The organism is Acidovorax carolinensis, from assembly GCF_002157145.1.
In the GTDB taxonomy this organism is placed as follows: Bacteria; Pseudomonadota; Gammaproteobacteria; order Burkholderiales; family Burkholderiaceae_C; genus Acidovorax; species Acidovorax carolinensis.
The window spans coordinates 986,445-1,004,370 of record NZ_CP021361.1 but is presented as its reverse complement, the minus strand read 5'-3'; the positions used below and the strand labels follow the sequence as shown (position 1 = coordinate 1,004,370).

Here is a 17,926-nt window from a genome sequence, read left to right as displayed (position 1 = left end):
TTTTCCAGCGGTCATGAAGGCGCCCTATCCACCAAGGCGCCGCCTTCTGGTGCACCACCAACCGCGCGAATCGCTCACTCGCTCCAAGGCATCCAGTTCTCACTCACACCCAAGGGAACGGCATACCTGGAAAGCATCATAAGCAGGATGCAATGATTCACGCAACATGCGTAATATAGGTCCGAAAGCTTGACAGGACCCTTGGTTTCGGTTGCCAATATATGACCTACATCAATTTGATTCATTTTGAATGAATCTATAGTCAGCGCCATGCACACCTCCCAATCCATGGTCCGAGTCCGCTGGTGGATCCTGGCGTGGTTTTTGATGTCCCTGGGTGTAGCCACCACCTCCCCCATGGTTCAGCCCAGGAAGATGCTGGATGTTGTGTGCTCCACAGGTGGTGCTCTCAAGGTTTTTGCACTCAACGACGACGGGACGGTGGAACCAGATTCAGCCACGCTCAACTGCCCCCAGTGCCTGGTGGGCGGAGCACCTCCCCTTGCCGCTTTTTCGCTGCTGCCAGCCACGGTGGCAGTCACGAATCTTCCCCTGTTTCATCCAACTCCCCGCGCTGTTGCCGCTACGGCAGCGCCGCCACCGGCGCGGGCACCCCCGTTTTTTTCTGAGCCAATCCTAAAGAGGTAAACCATGAGCAACAAGATAGAAGTGAATCCAGAAACCGCCGGCATGGGCCGTCGTCGTTTCATCAATACCGCAGCCCTCGCAGGCCTGACGGCTGGCGTGGCCGCGTGCACCGAAAAGCCGGCCAACGCGCCCGCAACAGCCGCCTCGGGCCCTGCTGCCGCACCTGCTGCCGCCCACACCGACGCGGCCAACGCCACGCACCTCAAACCCGGGGAACTCGACACCTATTACGGTCTCTGGAGCGGCGGCCACAACGGCGACATGCGCGTGCTGGGTCTGCCGTCCGGCCGTGAAATCCACCGCATTCCCTGCTTCGTGCCGGACGCGCTGGTCGGTTGGGGCATCACCAACGAATCCAAGAAAATCATGGGCACCAAGCCCGATGGCAGCCTGCGCTACACGGTGGGCGACACCCACCACACCCACGCCTCATACAAGGACGGCAACTACGACGGTCGCTACGCCTGGATCAACGACAAGATCAACAGCCGCATTGCCCGCATCCGCCTCGACTACTTCATCTGCGACAAGATCACCGAATTGCCCAATGTGCAGGGCTTTCACGGCATCTTCCCGGACAAGGCCGACCCGGTGGATCCCGCCATCAACTACACCACGCGCGTGTTCTGCGGCGCTGAATTCCACATCCCGCTGCCCAACAACGGCAAGGATGTCGACTCCCCCGAAAAATACCGCACCATGTTCACCTGCGTGGACGCCGAAAGCATGGAAGTGCGTTGGCAGGTGCTGATTGACGGCAATTGCGATCTGACTGCCACATCCTATGACGGCAAGCTCGCAGCCACCAACCAGTACAACATCGAAGGCGGCGCGCACTACGAAGACATGATGTCGGCAGAGCGTGATGCCTGTGCGTTCTTCCACATCGCCCGCATCGAAGAAGCCGTGAAAGCCGGCAAGTTCAAGACCTATGGCGACTCCAAGGTGCCCGTGGTCGATGGCACACGCGAAGCCAACAAAGACCCCAAGACCGCGCTGGTCGCTTATGTCAGCACGCCCAAGAACCCGCACGGCGTGAACGCCAGCCCCGACGGCAAGTACTTCATCTGCGCCGGCAAGCTCTCGCCCACCTGCACCGTGATCGAGCTGGCCAAGGTGCTGGACTGGTTCGACGGCAAGTCCGAAAAGCTCGACAACGCCATCGTGGCCGAGGTCGAAGTCGGACTGGGGCCGCTGCACACCGCTTTTGATGGCCGCGGCAACGCCTACACCACGCTGTTCCTCGACAGCCAAGTGGTCAAGTGGAACGTGGAGGCCGCCATCAAGTTCCATGCGGGCGACAAGAACGCCAAGTACGTGGTGGACCGCGCCGATGTGCACTACCAGCCAGGCCACATCAACGCCTCACAGTCCGAAACCAAGGCTGCCGACGGCAAGTACCTGGCCGTGGGTTGCAAGTTCTCCAAGGACCGGTTCCTGCCCGTGGGCCCGCTGCACCCCGAGAACGAACAGCTGTTCGACATCTCGGGCGAAAAGATGGTGATGCTGGCCGACCATCCGGTGCGCGGCGAGCCACATGACTTCATCATTTTCAAGCGCGAACTGGTGCGCCCCAAGCAGGTCTATTCGCACGACGATTTCCCGCTGGCCATCAAGGACCCCAAGGAAAGCGGCGTGTTCCGCAATGGCAAGAAGGTCACGGTCAAGCTCACCTCGCAAGCCCCGGCGTTCAGTCTGCGCGAATTCAAACTGAAGAAGGGCGACGAGGTCACACTGATCCTGACCAACCTGGACAAGATCGAAGACCTGACGCACGGCATCGCCATTCCCAAGTACAACGTGCAATTTGTCGTCAACCCGCTGGAGACCGCCTCGGTCAACTTCGTGGCCGACAAACCTGGCGTGTACTGGATTTATTGCACCAACTTCTGCCATGCTCTTCACCTTGAAATGCGCACGCGCATGATTGTTGAAGGCTGATAGAAGGTTCACTGGGTTGCGCGGCAGCGGTGCTGCGCAACCCGCTCAAGGGAAAGCGTGATGATTTTGCTTCGCCAACGGCTCGCGATCCTCGGGGTCGCTTTTTTTCTGGCACTGGCGCTTTTTGTGCCCAGGGCCCAGGCGGGCGCCTACGAGGCCGAGTTGCCCGCTGACCTGCAAAGCGCCAAGGACATGTGTGCGCTGCTGCCTTGCGCCGATGTCTTTCCGGGCGCCACGCATTTTTCCGAGCGCAAGGGCCAGCCGCCCTACGTAGAGGCTTACGACAACGCCACCGCAGACAAAAAACTGCTGGGCTATGTGATGCTGTCCACCGACATCACCGACACGCCTGCGTATTCAGGCAAGCCCGTGGTGACCCTGATCGGCATGGACAAGACCGGGAAATTTGTCGGTGTCAAGGTTCTCAAGCACTCCGAGCCCATCCTGCTGCTGGGCATCCCCGAATCCGCCTTGCTCAAATTCAACGACCAGTACCTTGGCAAGTCGGTGACCGACAAGATCGAGGTGGGTCAGTCACGCCCCGATGAGAACGTGCTGGGGCTGGACGCCATCTCGGGCGCCACGGTCACCGTGATCGCTCAGAACCAGGTCATGATGGCCTCGGGCTCCGCGGTGGCACGCCAGGTGGGCATTCTTGCCCCCACCGTGCGCGAGCCGGCCCGCTTTGCGGTCGGCGCCAAACGTCTGAGTTGGGCCGAACTGGCAGATCAAGGCCTGGTAAAACGCCTGCGGGTACTGCCAGAACAGGTGGGTCTCGAGCGCAGCCCCGAACCATTCATCGAATTGTGGTTCGGCGACCTGAACCACCCCGACATAGGCAAAAGCGTGCTGGGCGAAAACAGCTGGAACAATCTGCGCCTTCAGCTCAAGGAAGGTGAAAACGCGCTCTTCGTGATCCGCACGGCGGGCAAGGAATCCTTCAAGGGCTCAGGGTTTGTGCGCGGCGGCATCTATGACCGCGTGCAGGTGCGCCAGGGCGCCGACGCTTTCACCTTCCGCGATCTGGATGCCATGAACCTGTATGGCATCGAGGCGGCAGGCGCCCCTTCGTTCAATGAATCGGCGATCTTCATCATCCGTTCACCCGCGTTTTCAGCCGCCTATCCCTGGAAGCTCAGTTTTCTGGGTAACCGCGTGGACCGAGCGACCGGCGCGCGCAGCTTCACCAGCTTCGATACACCTTATTGGCTGCCCGCCACCGCACTGGAAGGCGGCCGCCCCAAGATCGACGAGCCCGATGCCCCGTGGGTGCGCGTCTGGAAATCGCGGGCCGTCGAGATTGCACTCTTTGCCCTGCTGCTGGTCGCTGTCACGGTGGTCTACGCCTATCGCGAGAAACTCACGCGCCTGTCCACCCACAAGAACAAATGGCCCGTCAACGCCTTCAAGTACACGGCCTGGGCGCTGAGCATCGGCTTTGTCGGCTTTGGCGCCATGGCGCAGCCTTCCATTACGCAGGTGCTGACCTGGTTTCACGCATTGTTGTTCCAGTGGACCTGGTCGCTGTTCCTGTCCGACCCGTTCATCTTCCTGTTCTGGATCTTCATCATCGCCACCGTGTTCCTGTTCGGTCGTGGGCTGTTTTGCGGCTGGATGTGTCCGTTTGGCTCGCTCTCCGAAGCCATCTACAAGGTGGCGCGCGTGGTGGGGTTCAAGCGGTTTCAGACGCAGCTGCCGCAAAAATGGCACGACCGCCTGAAGTGGCTCAAGTACGCCATCTTCTTCGGGCTCATCACCGTGTCGATGTTCTCGATGGGGCTGGCCGAGAAGCTTTCGGAAGTCGAGCCGTTCAAGACCACGTTCCTGGTCGGCATCCAGAACCGCGCCTGGCCCTTCGGCCTGTTTGTGGCAGCGATCCTGGGCCTGTCGATCTTCATCGAGCGGCCCTACTGCAAATACCTGTGCCCGCTGGGCGCATCGCTGGCCATGCCCAGCACGTTCCGCTGGTTTGGCTTGAAGCGCAAGCAGGACTGCAACAGCTGCAAGGCCTGTGCGGTGGGCTGCGGCGCACAGGCCATTGATGCCGACGGGCGCATCGACCACCGCGAATGCCTGCACTGCCTTGACTGCATGATCCTTTACACCGACACCAAGGGCTGCCCACCCCTGGCCAAGGAGCGCAAGCGCCGCGAGAAAGACGGCCTCGAGATCACGCCGATTGGCGACAACGGCTATTTCATCCCGATCCACCCGGCCGCCAGCTTCACCGAGCAGATCAGCGCCAAGGCAGCACAAGGCCCCGATCCGCGCATGCCCACGGCGCCTGCACACCCCATCCACAAGGCTGGCGCGCACGGCCTGCGCTGGCTGTGGCTGGAGCTGGTAGACCACCTGTGGCCCTGGAGCCGCGAGGGCTGGGCTTCACGCAAGGCGCTGCAGATCGCAGGCTTTTCGCTGGCCGTGGCCGCGAGTGTGGCCTGGGTCATGACCGCCATGGGCACGTTGTCGTCGGGCGCCATCATCGGCTGGTGGTTTGGCTGGAGCGTGTACGAGGTGCTGATCCGCCTGTCGGGCAAACGCTATGTGAAAGACGGCCCCTGGTGGCGCGACCGGTTCCGCGTGGCGGGCGTGATGGACATGATGAGCTATGTGGGCTTCAAGAACCTGCTGATTGGCGCCGCGCTGTTCCTTGCACTCAAGGCCATGGGCTGGATGGTGCTGTGAGAGGCCACCTGGCGTTCGCAGTGACCGCAGCCCTCGCCTTGCTGGGCAACCCATTGTGGGCGGCTACGGTGCAAGTTCGCCCAGGGCAGGATCTTCAGGCCGCCATCATTGCGGCCGCGCCCGGCGATGTGGTGGAAGTGCAACGCGGTTTCTACCGCGTGAACCTGCGCATCGACAAGGCCCTCACCTTGCGCGGCGTGGACCGCCCCACGCTCAGCGGCGGGCAGACCGGCGACACCATCCGCGTCACGGCGCCCGATGTCGTCATCGAGGGGCTGATCGTGCGCGATTCGGGCACCAGTCTCAAGGACCAGAACGCCGGCATCTACCTCTACCCTGGCGCGCACCGGGCCGTGGTGCGCCACAACGACCTCACCTACAACCTGTTCGGCCTGTGGATCGAGAAGGCCAACGACGTGCAGGTGCTTTCCAACATCATCACGGGGCTGCGCGACGTCAATTCGTCGCAGCGCGGCAATGGCGTGCAGCTGTACAACACCAAGGGCGCACGCATCGAAGGCAACCACATCAGCTTCGTGCGCGACGCCCTGTATGTCGATGTGTCGCACCACGCGGTATTTCGTGGCAACCGACTGCACCACAGCCGCTACGGCACGCACTACATGAATTCCTACTACAACCTGTGGGAAGACAATGACACCTACCTCAACCGGGGTGGCCTGGCGCTCATGGAGGTGCGCGACCAGGTGGTGCGCAACAACCGCGCCTGGGGCAACTCGGACCACGGCATCATGCTGCGCACCATGCAGGATTCGGTGATCGAGAACAATGTCGTGGCAGACAACGGGCGCGGCTTCTTCATCTACGACGTCGAATACGTCAAGCTGCGCAACAACCTGGTCACCGGCAACTCGGTGGGCGTGCACCTGTCGGCAGGCTCCACCCGCAACGAGGTGGAGGGCAACGACTTTGTCGGCAACCGCGAGCAGGTGCGCTACGTGGGGGCCCGCGACGAACGCTGGGGCACCCAGAGCGGCAACTACTGGAGCAACTACCTGGGCTGGGACCGCGACGGCAATGGCGTGGGCGACGTGCCTTACGAAGCCAACGACATGGTAGACCGCCTCACCTGGCGGCACCCCACCATCAAGCTGCTGCTGGCAAGCCCTGCGGTGCAGGCACTGCGCCTGGTGGGCCAGCAATTTCCCGTGCTGCGCGTCCCTACCGTGGTGGACCCCAAACCCCGCATGCAACCGAGCAACCCCCAACGGAGCCACTGGCGTGACACGCAACCCTCAAAACCCTGATCTCTCCGATCCACCCGCGATCGAAGTGCGGGGCGCACACAAGCACTACGGCGCGCTGCACGCCGTGGACGGCATTGACCTGCGCGTGGAGCGCGGTGAAATCTGTGGCCTCATCGGCCACAACGGTGCGGGCAAGAGCACGCTCTTCAAGTTGATCCTGGGCCTGGTCTCCGCCACGGCCGGCGACATCCGCGTGGGCGGCGCCTCGGTGCAGGGCCACGACTTTCGCGCCGCCCGTCGCCACGTGGGCTACCTGCCCGAGAACGTGGTGCTCTACGACAATCTGAACGGGCTGGAGACACTGCGCTTTTTTGCCCGCCTCAAGGGTGCGCCCCTGAAACAATGCCCCACGCTGCTGGAACGGGTGGGCCTGGCCGACGCGGGCAACCGCGCCGTGCGCGAGTATTCCAAGGGCATGCGCCAGCGACTGGGGTTTGCGCAGGCCCTGCTGGGCGAGCCCCAGGTGCTGCTGCTCGACGAGCCCACCAACGGCCTGGACCCGCAAGCCATCCGCGACTTCTACGCCACGCTGCGCGAGTTGCAAGCGGGTGGCGTGACCATCGTCATCACCTCGCATATCCTGGCCGAGCTGCAGGAACGCGTGGATCGCCTCGCCATCCTCGCTGCCGGCAAACTGCAGGCACTGGGCAGCGTGCAAGCGCTGCGTGAACAGGCGAACATGCCGCTGACCATCAATCTCACGCTGGCTGCGGCGGACCGGCCTGCGGCCCTGCGGGCGCTGGCTGCAGTGCCCGGCATCACCCAGGCGGAAACGCCGGAGGGCCTGCACGTGAACTGCCCACGCGGCAGCAAGATGGCCGTGCTGGGTGCGCTGGCGCCGCTGGGCGCAGCGCTGCAGGACCTGCAGATCCAGGAGCCGTCCCTGGAAGACGTGTACTTCGACCTGCGCAAGGGCTAGCCATGGAATTCCGACAAATCCTCACCATCGCAGGCAAAGAGTTTCGCGACCGCATGCGCAACCGCTGGGTGCTGGCCGTAGCACTCGTGTTCACCGTGTTCTCGTTGGCCATCGCCTACTTCGGTGGCGCACAGCAGGGCACCGTGGGCTTTCGCTCCATCGAGTTCACCATTGCCAGCCTGGTCAGCCTGGTGATCTACCTGATCCCGCTGATCGCACTGCTGCTGGGCTTTGACGCCATCGTGGGCGAGCGCGAGCGCGGCTCGCTCGACCTGCTGCTGTCGCTGCCCATCACGCGGCTGGAGCTGCTGCTCGGCAAATACCTCGGCCTGGCCGCGGCGCTCACTCTGTCTACGCTGGCCGGCTTCGGGCTCGTCGCCGTGCTGTTGTACCGGCAGTTCAGCTGGGCAGGCTTGTTCCACTATGGCGGCTTCATGCTCAGCTCGGTGCTGCTGGGCCTGGCATTCTTGAGCATGGCCGTGCTGCTGTCGGTGCTGGCGCGCGAGCGCACGCGCGCTTCGGGCCTGGCGATTGCCGCCTGGTTCTTCTTTGTGCTGGTGTTTGACCTGCTGCTGCTGGGCGCCCTGGTAGCCACCGGTGGCACCTATGGCGGTGCCACCATGGCTTATCTGCTGCTGCTCAACCCCGCGGACGTGTTCCGTATCCTCAACGTGTTTTCGCTGGAAGACGTGCGCACCCTGTACGGCCTCACCACCATCGTCCCCGCCCCCTTGGCCAAGCCCTGGCTGATGGGCGCCGTGATGGTCGGCTGGATCGTGGTGCCACTGGGCCTGGCAAGCTGGAGATTCAAACCATGACCTCATACCTGTGTACCTGCCGTCGCCACGCCGATGCCGGCGCCATCAACGGCGTGCGTCGCCGGTTGCTGGGCCGGGCCGCCCTGGCATCGCTGGGCGCGCTGGGACTTACTGCGCTGTCTGGCTGCTCGGACCCTTCCAGCACCGCGCAGGCGCTGGCCCCGGTGGAAATCGACCGCTCCACCAGCTGCGAGCTCGACGGCATGCTGCTGGCCGACTACCCCGGTCCCAAGGCGCAAGTGCACTTCGCCGGGCAAAGCCAGCCCTCGTTTTTCTGCGACACGGTCGAGTTGTTCAGCACGCTGCTGGCGGGCGAACAGGTGCGTACCGTGCGGGCCGTGTATGTGCAGGACATGGGCCAGGCCGACTGGAACGCGCCGCGCGGCCACTGGATTGACGCCAAGACCGCCGTGTATGTGGTGGGCGGCAAGCGCCACGGCTCCATGGGCCCCACCATCGGCAGTTTTGCGCAGGAGACCGACGCAAAGAAGTTCGCCGCCGAATACGGCGGCAAGGTGCTGCGCTTTGCCGAGATCACGGCCGACATGGTGGACCTGAGCGGCGGTGCCCTGCACGACACCCGCATGTAAGCCCATGCGCCTGCTGCAAACGCCACACACCCGACGTCAGGCGCTGTTCGCCGGGCTGGCAGGGGTGGGCGCGCTGGCGGGCGCAGCAACGTGGAAGTTCCATTCATCGGACGCAGGCCATGGTGCGGCCGGGCGAGTCCTGCCCGAGGATGTGTGCGTGGTGGCGCTCCCCACACCTTTCGACCCCGCTGCTGGTCAGCGCCTGGAAGCGCCACGGGCCATCCCGGTGGATGCACGCTGCCCGGTGTGCGGCATGTACCCGGCACAGTCACCCGAATGGGCGGCCCAGGCCATCTTCGCCAACGGCGATGCGCATTTTTTTGACTCCCCGCTGAGCCTGTTCCAGTATCTGGCCAACGTGGGGCAGTACAGCGCCGGGCGCACGGCGCAGGAGCTGGTGGCCCGCTATGTCACCGACACCGAAACGAGCGAATGGATTGCGGCCCAGACAGCAATGTATGTGGAAGGCTCGTCCGCGCGCGGGCCGATGCGTGCAGGCAACCTGCCCGCATTCGCCTCGGCCGGAGCAGCGCAGCGCTATAGCGGGCGGCGGGGCGGGCGCGTGATCGCGTTCGACGGTGTCGATGCCACCCTGCTGGAGCGGCTTGCGCCCGGGCGAAGTGCAGCGCACCGCACGCACCCATCCACGCAGAACAGTATCTTTTGATAGCAGCTTGCGCTTGCTGCATAAGGGCTAGCAGCCATTGTGGTTCATAAAGAAAAGACCGGCTTGGCGGTGCCATCCAGGCCTGCACCGCCGCCGCTCTGTCAGCGAATCACTGGTCCGAGGTTTCCGGCTGCACGGCCTTGAACAGGGCTGCCACCTTGCGCTTGGGCTTGATGTTGGCTGACACGCTGCTGCGCGCGGGCGACTTGGCTGCGGCCTCCCAGGCGGGAGCGGTTTCGACGCTGCTCGCTTCATACGGCTTTTCGAAGAACGGATCGCGCGAGGCCACCGCAGGACGAAAGCCCCGGTAGTTTTCACGCGGTTCCCGGTGTTCCCTGTGTTCCCGGCGCTCACTGCGCTCGCGAAGCGTCGGCGGGGGAATCGCATCGCGCGGGTCGCCCGTTTCACCCGCTTCGCGCCAGGCGCGGCGGCCGTCGTTGATGCGACCACGGGGCTTGTCTTCGTCGTATTCAAGGGCCTCGATATCGAGCTTGGTCTTGAGCAGCTTCTCGATGTCGGCCACCAGACGGGCATCGCTGCCCGACACCAGGGTGACGGCGAGGCCCGAGGCGCCGGCGCGGCCGGTGCGGCCAATGCGGTGCACGTAGTCTTCGGCGTTGAACGGAACGTCGAAGTTGAACACGGCCGGCACGTCCTTGATGTCGAGTCCACGGGCCGCCACATCGGTGCACACCAGCAGATCGACCTCGCCTTGCTTGAAAGCGTCCAGGGCTTTGAGCCGCTCGTCCTGGCTCTTGTCACCATGCAGCGCGGTGGTCTTGAGGCCTTCTCGCTCCAGGCTGCGGGCCAGGCGCGCGCAACCGAGCTTGCTGTTTACAAAGATGAACGCCTGCTTGATGCCGCGGGTCTTGAGGACCTGGTGGATGGCACGGCGCTTGTCATCGTCGTTGGCGCTGTAAAAGCGCTGCTCGACCGTGGAGGCTGTTTCGTTCGGGCGGGCCACCTCGATGGTGACCGGGTTTTGCAGGTAGCTGCCGGCCAGGCGCTTGATCTCGGGCGAGAACGTGGCGCTGAACAAGAGCGTGGTGCGCTGCTTGGGCAGGTACGAAAGAATGCGCTGCAGGTCGGGCAGAAAGCCGATGTCCAGCATGCGGTCGGCCTCGTCGAGCACCACGTATTCGACCTGGTTGAGCACCGCGTTCTTGGCCTCGATATGGTCGAGCAGGCGTCCCGGCGTGGCCACCAGCACTTCGACGCCCTTTTTCAGCTCGATGGTCTGGGGCTTCATGTCCATGCCTCCAAACACCACGGTGCTGCGCAGCTTGGTGTATTTGGCATACAGCGCAATCTGCTGTGCCACTTGGTCGGCCAGTTCGCGCGTGGGCAGCAGCACCAAGGCGCGCACCGGGTGGCGTGCGGGCGAGGTGGAACTGCTCTCGTGCTTGAGCAGGCGTTGCAGCAGAGGCAGCGAGAACGCCGCTGTCTTGCCGGTGCCCGTCTGGGCTGCGCCCATGACGTCTTGCCCGGTAAGCACCACCGGAATGGCCTGCTCCTGGATGGGCGTCATGGACTCGTAGCCCATTTCGGCCACGGCGCGCGCCAGCGGCTCGGCCAGCGATAGATTGGAAAAAGAACTTGTCATTTAGCCCGCTATTGTCGCACCGGTGGCAAAAGTGGCGCTATTTTGCGCGTTGCCCCTGCACGACGGGCGCCCAACACCGACGCTGCGCCCCGCCAATAGCTATTATTAATATAGCTGCTAGCGCTTTATCCATAAGCGCCAGCGCCATATTGGCGGTGTTTCGCTTTCGCACCGCGGGCACCCAGGGCGCCGCCGCGGCGCCCCCACGTGGCACCCCAAAATCAGAGATTGCGGCTGGAAAACGTGTCACAGCCCTTGACATTGCCGTTTTGCAGCCCGTTGTTGAACCAGCGCTGGCGCTGGGCGCTGCTGCCGTGGGTAAAGCTTTCTGGCACCACGGCGCCCCCGCTGGAACGTTGCAGGGCATCGTCGCCGATCTTGGCGGCGGCGTTCATGGCCTCTTCGACATCGCCCTGCTCCAGAATCTGGCGCGCATTTTGTGCGTGGTGCGCCCACACGCCGGCAAAACAGTCGGCCTGCAGCTCCAGCCGCACCGACAGGGCGTTGTACTCGGCCTGGCTCACGCGGCCGCGCATCTGGTCCACCTTGGCGCTGATACCCAGCTGATTCTGCACATGGTGGCCCACCTCATGGGCAATGACGTAGGCCTGCGCAAAATCGCCCGGCGCCCCCAGGCGGCTCTTGAGCGTTTCATAAAACCCGAGATCGATGTACACCTTCTGGTCGGCCGGGCAATAAAAGGGCCCCATGGCGGCCTGGCCCGTGCCGCACGCCGTGGGCGTAGCGCCCCGGAACAGCACCAGACGCGGCTGCTGGTAGGTGCCGCCGCCCTGGCGAAACACCGCCTGCCAGACATCCTCGGTGTCAGCCAGCACCGTCGATACAAAGCGTCCCATGGTGTCATCGGCGGGTGGGCGCTGGGCGGGTCCCTGCTGCACCTGTGCCGTGGGCGCGCCGCCGCCGCTGAGCAAACTCAAGATGGTCAGCGGGTTGATGCCCAGTGCCCAGCCACCCAGCAAGGCGATCACGATGGTGCCTATGCCGATGCTGCGCCCCCCGAACACGGGCATCCCGCCACCTCCACTGCGGCGGTCTTCCACATTGTCCGATTCGCGGTTGCCTTCCCATTTCATTGCATGTCTCCAGCGCCCTCCACCGTTGAAGGGCCAAGCCCGCATGTTACGCGCCGTGCAGCGATTCGGGCAGCGAATTACCATGTGACCGTGTGCACCGATGTACTGCCCCAGTGCACCCGCCCCTGCACTTGCCGATTCATTTTTTGCCCCTTTACCGGCACCATGCAGCCCCAGTTCATGATCCACGACCCCCACCCCCTCTCACCGCGCGCAGAACGCGTAATTCTGCTCACCGGGTTCGATCCGTTTGGCAGCGACACGCTCAACCCCAGCTGGCTCATCGCGCAGGCGCTGCATGGCCAGCGCATTGCCGGCCACACCGTGGTGGCAGCGCAGCTGCCCACGGTGTTCGGGCAGTCGCTGCACCGGCTGGCGGCGCTGGTGCAAGCGCATCAGCCCGTGATGACGGTGTGCCTGGGCCAGGCGGGCGGGCGCGGCGCACTGTCGATGGAGCGCATTGGCATCAACATCAACGACGCGCGCATTCCCGACAACACTGGCATGCAGCCCATCGACACGCCGGTGGTGCCCGAAGGGCCTGCCGCCTACTTTGCCAGCCTGCCCATCAAGGCCATGCTGCGTGCCGTGCAGCGCGCGGGCGTGCCCTGCGAGGTCTCACAGACCGCAGGCACCTTTGTCTGCAACCATGTGCTGTATGGGCTGATGCACCTGCTGGCGCAGGGCGCGGGCCCGGCCGGGGCGCGCGGCGGGTTTGTGCATGTGCCCTGGGCCAGCGGCCAGGGCACACCCCACCTGCCGCTGCGCGACATGGTGCGCGGCATCCATGCGGCGCTGTGGGCGGCCGTGCTGGCGCCGCAGGACATTGCCCTGCAGGCGGGCGCCACCCATTAAGCCGCCGGATGGCATGGGCCAATCCCGCGGTGCGGGCTTGTGCGCCCGCGAAGCGGTCCGGCGCTGTGTGTACAGTGCGGGCCATGTCATGTGCACCCTTTTCCGACGCCCCGGGCTCGCTGGATGCGGCGGCCACGGCGGCTCTGCTGCCCTGGTCGGCGCTGGCCGATGAAATCGCCGCCCTGCTGTGGGACAGCACCGTGTCCGTTCCGGCCCGCAGCGTGCTGCCGCTGGCGCAAGGCGGCAGCCTGTTTGTGATGCCCGCCACTGACCGCAGCGTGGCCATGACCAAACTCATCACCTTCACTCCCGGCAACGCAGGCACCGGGCGCCCGTCCATCCAGGGCGATGTGGTGGTGTTCGACATTGCCACGGGCGAGCGCCGGCTGGTGCTGGACGGCCCCACGGTCACCGCCCGCCGCACCGCGGCCGTGTCACTACTGGCGGCCCGCCATCTGGCCCCGGTGCCTCAGGGGCCCTTGCTCATCGTGGGCGCCGGGGTGCAGGGCCGGGCCCATGCCGAGGCGTTTGTAGTGGGGCTGGGGGTGCAAGAGGTGTGGATCGCTTCGCGCAGCGCCGCCAGCGCCGAGGCCCTGGCCGCACAGGTGCACGCCCTGGGTGCGCAAGCACGCGTGGTGGCCGACACCGACGCCGCCCTGCCCCACTGCCCGCTGGTCGCCACCTGCACCCCGGCCCAGGCCGTGGTGCTGTCCGCCACCCCCCGGTCGGACGCCTTTATTGCAGCCGTGGGTGCCTTCACCCCCACCATGGTGGAGCTGGCGCCCGCACTGTGCCAGCATGTGGCGCTGCACGGAACCATCGTGGTGGACACCGGCGATGCCGGCCACGAAGCGGGTGACCTGCTGCAGGCTGGGCTCGACGTGGCCACCATGCCCATGCTGAGGAACGCGGTGTGCGGCCCATGGACCCACGGCACGCGGGCCGGCAAAGGCCCGGTGCTGTTCAAAAGCTGTGGCTGGGCTGGCTGGGATCTGGCCGCCGCGCGGCTGGCCATGCGCCGGGCTGCGGCAGAGCCCCCGATGCCCGCAGCGGCCGAGCGAGTGCCCGCATGAACGTTTTCAAGCGATTCTCCGACCGCGGACTGCGCACGCAGATTGCGCTGGTTTTTGGCGCGCTGGTCGTCGGGCTGGCCGTGCTGCTGTCGCTGGGGTTTGGCGAGTTGCTCAAGCACCGCATCCAGCGCGATGCGGGGGCGTCGCTGCAGGTGGTCGCCGAGAACGCTGGCAAGCTTCTGGCCATCGGGCTGATGCAGCGCAGCCTGGAGGCCGAGGTGCTGGCCGGCGCCGAAATGGTGTGGTCCAAAGGACTTGACTCGCCCGAGGCCCAGCACATGCTCGCGCGCAGCCAGGCGATGCAGCCGACCAATGTCTGGATCGGTGTGGCCGACGCCCAAGGCGTGGTCCGCAACGCGACGGGCGGCTTGCTGGCAGGCCAGAGCGTGGCCGCGCGCCCGTGGTTCCAAAGTGGCTTGCGAGGGGTGCATGTGGGCGATGTGCACGCCGCCAAACTGCTGGAAAAGCTGCTGCCCCCCATGGCGTCCGGCGAGCCCTACCGGTTCGTCGACTTCGCAGCGCCCATCCGCATCGGCCCCACCACCGTGGGCGTGCTGGGCATCCACGGCAGCTGGGAGTGGACGCGCGAGGTGCTGGAAACCCTCACCCCGCCCACATCCGAAAACAGCGCCGTGGAGCTCTTCATCTTCGATCGCCAGGGCCAGATGATTCTAGCCCCCCATGGCCGCGCCAGTGCATTGCAGGCCGCCGGCCAGCGCCTGCCCGCAGGAACCCACGTCAACAACAACCGCGGTGGCGGGCACACACAGAGCGCCGTGGTGCAGTGGCAGGACGGCAAACGCTACCTGACCGCCGCCACGCAGCTGCAGCCCCGCAATGCGGCCAGTGACCTGGGCTGGCGGATCGTGGCGCGCCAGCCGGTCGAACTGGCTTTTGCCGAGGCCGACCACACGGTGCGCCTGGCCCTGCTCATCGGCCTGGCGGCGGCCCTTTTCGCGTCGGTATTGGCGTGGCTTGCAGCACGCCGGCTGAGCGTGGACCTGTATGCGCTGGCCGATGCCGCCAGCGCCGTGGAGGCCGGCCGCCCCGGCAGCGACATTCCGGCCGTGCACAGCAACCGCGAAGTGCGCCAGCTCTCACAGGCACTCGGCCGCATGACCCACCGCCTGCTCGCCGCGCGCGAAGCCATGGAGGAAAAGGTGCGCCTGCGCACGCTGGAGCTGGAGGCCGCGAACCGCGCGCTCGACCTGCAGGCCCGCACCGACGCCCTCACCGGCCTGCTCAACCGGCGCGGGTTTGAATCGCAGATGGCGTTTGCCCTCGCGCTGGCCCGGCGCAGCAGCCGGCCGCTGAGTCTGATCACCGTGGACGTAGACCATTTCAAGCGCGTGAACGACACCTACGGCCACGAGGCTGGCGACGAGGTGTTGCGCCGCCTGGCGCGCACGCTCGAATCGCGGCTGCGCGGCTCGGATGTGGTCGCGCGGCTCGGTGGCGAAGAGTTTGTAGCCCTGCTGCCCGACACCGACCTGGCCGGGGCCCAGGCAATAGCCCAGGCGCTGGTCACCACCATGGCCGATCAGCAGGACCCGGTGGTCGGCACCATCACCGTGAGCGTGGGCGTGGCCACCATGCGCGGACAAGAGAGCGGCGCCGACATCCTGCGCCGCGCAGACCGAGCCCTTTACGAGGCCAAGGGCCAGGGGCGCAACAGGGTCTGCGTGGAAACCTGAGCGGCGGCACCGCCAACACCGCCGTGGCAAGGCGCATGGAGATACGCCGCGCCGTGTCTGCTTTCAGGCCTTGGGCAGCGTGACGCCCACCTGGCCCTGGTATTTGCCGCCCCGGTCCTTGTAGGAGACTTCGCAGACATCGTCCTTGTCGCTCTCGAAAAACAGCACCTGCGCGCAGCCCTCACCGGCGTAGATGCGTGCGGGCAGTGGCGTGGTGTTGGAGAACTCCAGCGTCACATAGCCTTCCCACTCGGGCTCGAAGGGCGTGACGTTGACGATGATGCCGCAGCGTGCATAGGTACTCTTGCCCAGGCAGATGGTGAGCACATTGCGCGGGATGCGGAAGTATTCCACCGTGCGCGCCAGCGCAAAGCTGTTGGGCGGGATGATGCAGCTGTCGCCGTGAAAATCGACAAAGCTCTTTTCGTCGAAATTCTTCGGGTCCACCACCGTGCTGTGGATGTTGGTGAACACCTTGAATTCGGGCGCGCAGCGGATGTCGTAGCCATAGCTGCTGGTGCCGTAGCTGATGATTTTTCGGCCCTCGACCTCGCGCACCTGGCCAGGCTCGAAAGGCTCGATCATGCCGTGCTCGGCCGCCATGCGGCGGATCCATTTGTCGCTTTTGATGCTCATGGTGGAGGGCTCCTCGCCAGTACTATGTTTTTGATAGCTATCAGCGCTTGACCATCAAGCGCAAGAGCCGTATTTTGCTTGAGAAATGACCGATTTTTCCACCAACCGGTCATCGCCCAGCACGATCATGGCGAACAGCAGCTCGTCCAAGCTGTCCGCCTGGGCCGTGCGGCGCGCCAGCAGCGGCGTGGCCTGGGGGTTGAGCACCACAAAGTCGGCCTCGCAACCGGGCTGCAAATTGCCCACCACGCCGGCCAGGCCCAGCGCCCTGGCGGCACCGGCCGTGTGCTGCCACCACAGATGGGCGGGCGACAGGCTCAGGCCGCGCTTGGTCTGACCCTCCCGGCCCACGTAATACGCCGCCATCATGGTGTGAAACGGGCTGAAGCTGGTGCCGCCGCCCACGTCGCTCCCCAGCCCGTAGCCCACGCCCACCCGGTCGGCCTCGGCGTAGTCGAAAAATCCGCTGCCCAGAAACAAATTGCTGGTGGGGCTGATGGCTGCCACCGCGCCAGTGTCGCGCAGCAGGGCGCGGTCTGGTTCGTCCAGGTGGATGCAGTGGGCGTACACGGCGCGCTCGCGCAGCAGGCCGAAGTCGTCGTACACCGACAGGTAGCTGCGCGACGCGGGAAACAGCTCGCGTGCCCAGCGGATTTCATCGAGGTTTTCGGCCACATGCGAATGGATCCACACATCGGGGTAGCGCGCCGCCAGTTCCCCGGCGCCACGCAGTTGCGGGGGCGTGCTGGTGGGCGCAAAGCGCGGCGTGATGGCATAACCGAGGCGGTCCACGCCATGCCAGCGCTGGACGAGGGCCTCGGTGTCGATCAGGCTCTGCTCGGTGTCGTCGCGCACGCCGTCGGGCGAGTGGCGGTCCTGCAGCACCTTGCCGGTGATCAGTCGCATCTGGTGCCGCTGCGCCTCCACGAACAGCGCCTCGGCCGACGCGGGGTGCGAGGTGGCAAACGCCAGCGCCGTGGTCACGCCGTTGCGCAGCAGCTCTGCTATGAAAAACTGAGCTACCTGCGCACTGTATTCGGGCGCTACAAAGCGTTTTTCATGGGGAAAGGTGTAGTTTTCCAGCCAGGGCAGCAGGCCATCGGCAGGCGAGCCGATCACATCGGTCTGCGGAAAGTGGATGTGCATGTCCACAAACCCCGGGGCAATGATGCGGCCCGGCAGGTGCTCGACAGGCCCGCCGCCAAAGCGCGGCGCCAGGTCAGACCAGGCCCCCGCAGCCAGCACCCGCTGGCGCCCTTGGGTATCGGGGCCCACGGCCAGCAGGCCATCGGCGTCATACACGGCCGTGCCGTCGTCGGCAAAGCGCAAAAGGGCGGAGCGAAATACAGGCATGGCTGTTAGCTTAGCGGCAGCCAGCGCTGCCGTGCTCGACCTGTGTCATAAGGATTTGCAATCCATGCGAGAACCAGGCGCG

Annotated in this window: 14 protein-coding genes; 10 read left to right on the top strand and 4 right to left on the bottom strand. The window is 65.1% G+C overall.

Going from position 1 to position 17,926, the window contains the following annotated elements:
• Positions 1-651 precede the first annotated feature (651 nt).
• Genes nosZ through CBP34_RS04655 form a run of 7 tightly spaced genes read left to right on the top strand, consistent with a single transcriptional unit; the run spans position 652 to position 9,536 of the window.
• Entirely contained in the window at positions 652-2,589 is a 1,938-nt protein-coding gene (nosZ, locus tag CBP34_RS04685; RefSeq protein WP_094097445.1) for a TAT-dependent nitrous-oxide reductase, read from the top strand.
• Positions 2,590-2,649: 60 nt separating this feature from the next.
• Entirely contained in the window at positions 2,650-5,274 is a 2,625-nt protein-coding gene (locus tag CBP34_RS04680) for a 4Fe-4S binding protein (protein ID WP_094097444.1), read from the top strand.
• A 20-nt stretch (positions 5,275-5,294) separates the two neighbouring features.
• Positions 5,295-6,542 carry a nitrous oxide reductase family maturation protein NosD gene (locus CBP34_RS04675; protein WP_204246700.1) on the top strand — a complete coding sequence of 416 codons (1,248 nt, stop codon included), beginning with the start codon at positions 5,295-5,297 and terminating at the stop codon, positions 6,540-6,542.
• Complete coding sequence (locus CBP34_RS04670) at positions 6,517-7,461, top strand: ABC transporter ATP-binding protein (protein WP_094097443.1); 945 nt, start codon at positions 6,517-6,519, stop codon at positions 7,459-7,461. Before CBP34_RS04675 ends, CBP34_RS04670 begins: the two co-directional genes overlap by 26 nt.
• Before the next feature lie 2 nt (positions 7,462-7,463).
• Positions 7,464-8,279 carry an ABC transporter permease gene (locus CBP34_RS04665; RefSeq protein WP_094097442.1) on the top strand — a complete coding sequence of 272 codons (816 nt, stop codon included), beginning with the start codon at positions 7,464-7,466 and terminating at the stop codon, positions 8,277-8,279.
• Positions 8,276-8,869: a nitrous oxide reductase accessory protein NosL gene (locus CBP34_RS04660; RefSeq protein ID WP_094097441.1), complete on the top strand. Its 594-nt coding sequence runs from the start codon at positions 8,276-8,278 to the stop codon at positions 8,867-8,869. Before CBP34_RS04665 ends, CBP34_RS04660 begins: the two co-directional genes overlap by 4 nt.
• Before the next feature lie 4 nt (positions 8,870-8,873).
• Entirely contained in the window at positions 8,874-9,536 is a 663-nt protein-coding gene (locus CBP34_RS04655) for a nitrous oxide reductase accessory protein NosL (protein ID WP_094097440.1), read from the top strand.
• Positions 9,537-9,645: 109 nt separating this feature from the next.
• On the opposite strand, the gene CBP34_RS04650 is transcribed toward CBP34_RS04655, so the two are convergent.
• Together CBP34_RS04650 and ypfJ are read right to left on the bottom strand one after the other, a co-directional pair.
• The gene (locus CBP34_RS04650) at positions 9,646-11,139 is read right to left on the bottom strand and encodes a DEAD/DEAH box helicase (RefSeq protein ID WP_086911604.1); all 1,494 of its coding nucleotides are present in this window, start codon (positions 11,137-11,139) and stop codon (positions 9,646-9,648) included.
• Positions 11,140-11,360: 221 nt separating this feature from the next.
• Positions 11,361-12,233: a KPN_02809 family neutral zinc metallopeptidase gene (ypfJ, locus tag CBP34_RS04645; RefSeq protein WP_086911603.1), complete on the bottom strand. Its 873-nt coding sequence runs from the start codon at positions 12,231-12,233 to the stop codon at positions 11,361-11,363.
• Between the two features lie 180 nt (positions 12,234-12,413).
• Here ypfJ and pcp point away from each other — a divergent pair, with 180 nt between their 5' ends.
• The 3 genes from pcp (at position 12,414) to CBP34_RS04630 (ending at position 15,855) form a co-directional block, all read left to right on the top strand.
• Complete coding sequence (gene pcp / locus CBP34_RS04640) at positions 12,414-13,088, top strand: pyroglutamyl-peptidase I (RefSeq protein WP_094099070.1); 675 nt, start codon at positions 12,414-12,416, stop codon at positions 13,086-13,088.
• 83 nt (positions 13,089-13,171) lie between these two features.
• On the top strand, positions 13,172-14,161 hold the full coding sequence (locus tag CBP34_RS04635) for a delta(1)-pyrroline-2-carboxylate reductase family protein (RefSeq protein WP_094097439.1): 990 nt from the start codon (positions 13,172-13,174) through the stop codon (positions 14,159-14,161).
• Complete coding sequence (locus tag CBP34_RS04630; RefSeq protein WP_094097438.1) at positions 14,158-15,855, top strand: sensor domain-containing diguanylate cyclase; 1,698 nt, start codon at positions 14,158-14,160, stop codon at positions 15,853-15,855. Before CBP34_RS04635 ends, CBP34_RS04630 begins: the two co-directional genes overlap by 4 nt.
• A gap of 63 nt (positions 15,856-15,918) precedes the next feature.
• Here CBP34_RS04630 and dcd read toward each other — a convergent pair whose 3' ends face one another.
• On the bottom strand, positions 15,919-16,491 hold the full coding sequence (dcd, locus tag CBP34_RS04625; protein WP_086911600.1) for a dCTP deaminase: 573 nt from the start codon (positions 16,489-16,491) through the stop codon (positions 15,919-15,921).
• Positions 16,492-16,545: 54 nt separating this feature from the next.
• Positions 16,546-17,844, bottom strand: coding sequence for a guanine deaminase (gene guaD / locus CBP34_RS04620; protein ID WP_094097437.1), 1,299 nt, complete (start codon positions 17,842-17,844; stop codon positions 16,546-16,548).
• Positions 17,845-17,926: the final 82 nt, after the last annotated feature.